This is a genomic window from Neisseria sp. P0021.S005, from assembly GCF_051956955.1.
In genome coordinates this window covers 1-4,374 of record NZ_JBQCWY010000228.1, presented here as the reverse complement: position 1 = coordinate 4,374, position 4,374 = coordinate 1, and the positions used below count along the sequence as shown (strand labels likewise).

The 4,374-nt window shown below is 45.8% G+C and carries 4 protein-coding genes and 1 tRNA gene; 3 read left to right on the top strand and 2 right to left on the bottom strand.

Annotated elements, in window-relative coordinates; all coding sequences use genetic code 11:
* Nucleotides 1-450: 450 nt before the first annotated feature.
* Together ACTHUE_RS11540 and ACTHUE_RS11535 are read left to right on the top strand one after the other, a co-directional pair.
* Nucleotides 451-1,974, top strand: a complete 1,524-nt coding sequence (locus tag ACTHUE_RS11540; RefSeq protein WP_070460281.1) for a fumarate hydratase — start codon at nucleotides 451-453, stop codon at nucleotides 1,972-1,974.
* Between the two features lie 154 nt (nucleotides 1,975-2,128).
* Nucleotides 2,129-2,205 (top strand) — tRNA-Pro (locus ACTHUE_RS11535).
* 154 nt (nucleotides 2,206-2,359) lie between these two features.
* Here the strand turns inward: ACTHUE_RS11535 and ACTHUE_RS11530 are convergent.
* Complete coding sequence (locus tag ACTHUE_RS11530) at nucleotides 2,360-3,151, bottom strand: formate/nitrite transporter family protein (RefSeq protein WP_070460278.1); 792 nt, start codon at nucleotides 3,149-3,151, stop codon at nucleotides 2,360-2,362.
* A gap of 246 nt (nucleotides 3,152-3,397) precedes the next feature.
* A complete protein-coding gene (gene yciA, locus ACTHUE_RS11525) occupies nucleotides 3,398-3,832 on the bottom strand; it encodes an acyl-CoA thioester hydrolase YciA (RefSeq protein WP_003680677.1) in 435 nt (144 codons plus the stop codon).
* 124 nt (nucleotides 3,833-3,956) lie between these two features.
* Between yciA and ACTHUE_RS11520 the strand changes: the two genes are divergently transcribed.
* A partial coding sequence (locus ACTHUE_RS11520; protein WP_440423511.1) for an alpha/beta fold hydrolase occupies nucleotides 3,957-4,374 on the top strand: 418 nt, incomplete at its 3' end.

Below are 4,374 nucleotides of genomic sequence, written 5' to 3'. Positions count from 1 at the left end.
GTTATAAAATTTCAGAAAATTAAATAAGTTTGATATCAGTCAAGAAGATTGGGGGAGAAAATGACATGGATTTTACAATTGTGTATTGTATTGGAGAATAAGAAAGGCCGTCTGAAATTTAGATAATTCCCTTTTAAATACAGGCTACTAAATTTCTTTTTTAGATGCTTAAGGCAAATATTTTCAGAAGGCCTGGCAATTAGAATATCATTTAAAAAATAATGTAATTTTATTTCTATGTAAGTGAATGGTCAGTAGATATAGATTATCAATAACCAAGTGATTTAATACGATATTAAATTTCATTTAAATCAAGAAGGTATGAAAATGATATTGTCTGGGTCATTCATTTGAAAGCACTATTACACTATTGAAGGCCGTCTGAAAAAATCGGTCTCTTAAGAAATAAACAAATCCTCCCTACCATGACTCCCGAAAAGGAACACAATCATGACCGTCATCAAGCAAGAAGACTTTATCCAAAGTATTTTCGATGCTTTCCAATTCATCAGCTACTACCATCCTAAAGACTACATCCAGGCTTTGTATAAGGCTTATCAAAAAGAAGAAAACCCTGCCGCCAAAGATGCGATGGCGCAGATTTTGGTCAATAGCCGTATGTGTGCTGAAGGCCACCGTCCGATTTGTCAGGATACCGGTATTGCGACCGTATTCTTGAAAGTAGGCATGGATGTACAGTGGGATGCCGAGATGAGCGTACAGGAAATGGTTAACGAAGGCGTACGCCGTGCATACACCTATCCTGACAACAAACTGCGCGCCTCCGTATTGGCCGATCCGGCTGGCAAACGTCAAAATACCAAAGACAACACCCCTGCCGTTGTACATATGGAAATCGTAAAAGGCGACAAAGTCGAAGTCACTTGCGCAGCCAAAGGCGGCGGTTCTGAAAACAAAACTAAAGTTGCCATGCTCAATCCTTCAGACAATATTGTTGATTGGGTATTGAAAACCGTTCCTCAAATGGGTGCCGGCTGGTGTCCTCCGGGCATCTTGGGTATCGGTATCGGCGGTACGCCTGAAAAAGCAGTGTTGATGGCCAAAGAAAGCCTGATGAGCCATATCGATATTCAGGAGCTCAAAGAAAAAGCCGATTCAGGTGCAGAATTGTCTACAACCGAAGCCCTGCGCTTGGAACTCTACAAAAAAGTAAATGCCTTGGGCATCGGCGCACAAGGTTTGGGCGGTTTGAGTACCGTACTGGATGTCAAAATCCTTGACTACCCAACCCACGCGGCTTCCAAACCGATTGCCATGATTCCAAACTGCGCGGCAACTCGCCACATCGAATTTGAATTGGACGGCTCAGGCCCGGCCAAACTGGAAGCCCCGTCTTTGGAAGACTGGCCGGATCTGACTTACAGCCCTGACAACGGTAAACGTGTCGATGTCAACAATCTGACCAAAGAAGAAGTGGCCACATGGAAAACCGGCGATGTATTGTTGCTGAACGGTAAAATCCTGACCGGCCGCGATGCCGCGCACAAACGTTTGGTTGATATGCTCAACAAAGGCGAAGAATTGCCGGTAGATTTCATCAACAAACTGATTTACTACGTTGGCCCGGTTGATCCAGTCCGTGACGAAGTTGTTGGCCCAGCCGGTCCGACTACTTCCACCCGTATGGATAAATTTACCCGTCAAATGCTGGAACAAACCGGCCTCTTGGGTATGATCGGCAAATCCGAACGCGGCGCAGCAACTTGCCAAGCCATTGCCGATAACAAAGCCGTTTATCTAATGGCTGTCGGTGGCGCGGCATATCTGGTTGCCAAAGCCATTAAAGCATCTAAAGTCTTGGCGTTCCCAGAATTGGGCATGGAAGCGATTTACGAATTTGAAGTCAAAGACATGCCTGTTACCGTTGCGGTGGATAGCAATGGTGAATCGGTTCACGCCATTGCACCAAAACAATGGCAGGCAAAAATCGGTATTATTCCGGTTGAAGCTTGATATTTGACTGAATAATCAAAGGCCGTCTGAATGATTTCAGACGGCCTTTTTTTGCTTACAAATAATTCAAATGTTTTCAAACGAGTAAATTTCCTTTTCTAAAAAGCACTTGTCAAAATCAGCGTTTGAAACTAAAATTCACAGCTTATCGAGTCGGAGTGTGGCGCAGTCTGGTAGCGCACTTGCATGGGGTGCAAGGGGTCGAAGGTTCGAATCCTTTCACTCCGACCAAAAAATTGGAAAGAGCCGTTTTAAAAACGACTCTTTTTTCGTTTGGATGATTTATCTGAATAATGTGTCCGAATGGATTTTAAAACTTAATACCAATGGCGTCTGAAACAAAACCTGCTTTCTCAAAGCAGGTTTTGTTGTTTCTAAAGCAGGACTATTCGGTACTATCTTTCAGCGTGTCTCTATAAGTATAAAGATAAGATGCGCCGACAAAGGATGCGCCACCGATGACATTGCCCAGGAATACGGGAATCATGTTGAAGAAAAACTGCCCCCATGTGATGTTTGCACCTGCCAAAATACCCGCTGGGATAACGAACATATTGGCGACAAGGTGTTGGAAGCCGTTTAATACGAAAATCATGACGGGGAACCAAATGGCCAGCATTCGTCCAGTTGTGTTTTTAGCGGCAAAATGCAGCCACGCGCCCATGCAGACCATCCAGTTACATGCGACTGCCGATACAAAAGCGCGGCCGAAATCCATATGGACTTTTGCTTCCGCCACAGCAATGGTTTTTTCTGCCACGCTGCCTTCAATCATGCCGACATAGTATCCAAGGAAAAAAGCCATTGCCAGCGTGCCTACCAAATTGCCCATGCAGACGATAACCCAGTTGCGCAGCAGCATTTTGGAGGAAATCCGTCCGGCCAATCTGCCTAAAGACATAATCATCATATTGCTGGTTACCAGCTCGCCACCGCCAAGCAGGATACAAATCAAAGCGATTGGGAACACGGCGGCACCGAGTAAAGTCGCAACTCCGCCCCATTCGTGCGGAATGCCGCTGACTACTTTTAAATAGGCAAGATAACCGAAGCCGATGTATCCGCCGGCCAAAACGCTTAAGATTGCCAGTGTAGGGATGCTGGATTGTGCTTTGGCGCAGCTTTTGTCGAGAACAACCTGTAAAATTTCCTGTGGGTATAAATCGCGCGAAGCCATGATGTTCCTTAAAGTGGGTTGAGGAGGAAACGCCGTTTCAAAAGTGGCGCAAACTGTCGCGGTAGGGCAGTGTTATAGGAAGCCGGTGTATGGTCTTTGTCTTATCAATCAGCCTGAATTAAACCTAAAAAACAGATACTTCGCCTTGCTTTAGCTCAAAAGAAATATTATTACATTTTGCTTCTGTATTAAAAAAGGCCGTCTGAACGTTGAGGTTTCAGACGGCCTTGTTTTGAATTTTTAAACTTACAAATGTGCCAGCTTTGCATTGCCTTCGCGAGGAATAGGGCGCGGATTGCCTTGTGAATCGATGGCGACGTAAGTGAACACGGCTTCGGTGACCAGTTGACGGTCTTCCGTTACCATATCGTTCATCAAAGTCTTCACCCACACTTCGATTTTCAGTTGCAAAGAAGTATTGCCTACTCGGACGCAATGACCGTAGCAGCACACGACGTTGCCGACCTTTACCGGTCTGATGAAATTCATTTCTTGAACAGCCACGGTTACAATTCGTCCCTGTGCGATTTCTGCCGCCAAAATACCGCCGCCCAGATCCATTTGCGACATAATCCAGCCGCCGAAGATATCCTGATTAGGATTGGTATCACGCGGCATGGCTACCGTACGCAATAAAAGTTGTCCTTCGGGTGCAGCATGTGTTTGTTTGTTGTCAGACATAAATAATCCTGTCAAAAAAGTGGTATTTTACGCCATTTATGGCGCCAAACCTATGTAGGCCGTCTGAAAAATCAGAAGGCAAAGTGTTACAATCAACATATTCATCAGACAAAGGAGAAAGCTCATGCATCCGATTCAAGAACCACGAAATAGCGGCCTTTTGCGCGTATCCGACATTCACGAGATCTACTGGGAAGAATCAGGCAATCCTGATGGCCACCCCGTGATTTTCCTGCATGGCGGCCCCGGAGCAGGCGCATCACCTGCCTGTCGCGGCTTTTTCAATCCAGAGCATTTCCGCATCGTTATTATCGACCAACGCGGTTGCGGACGTTCCAAACCCTATGCCTGTATCGAAGACAATACCACATGGGATTTGGTTGCCGATATTGAAAAAGTGCGCGAAATGCTCGGTATTCAAAAATGGCTGGTTTTCGGCGGCTCATGGGGCAGCACCTTGTCGCTGACTTATGCCGAAACCCATCCCGATCGCGTCAGCGGCTTAGTTTTGCGCGGTATTTTCCTGTGCAGGCCGTCTGAAA

Coding starts and splice junctions, on each gene's coding strand:
- ACTHUE_RS11540 (WP_070460281.1), top strand. CDS start 451: ATGACCGTCATCAAGCAAGAAGACTTTATCCAAAGTATTTTCGATGCT.
- ACTHUE_RS11530 (WP_070460278.1), bottom strand. CDS start 3,151: ATGGCTTCGCGCGATTTATACCCACAGGAAATTTTACAGGTTGTTCTC.
- yciA (WP_003680677.1), bottom strand. CDS start 3,832: ATGTCTGACAACAAACAAACACATGCTGCACCCGAAGGACAACTTTTA.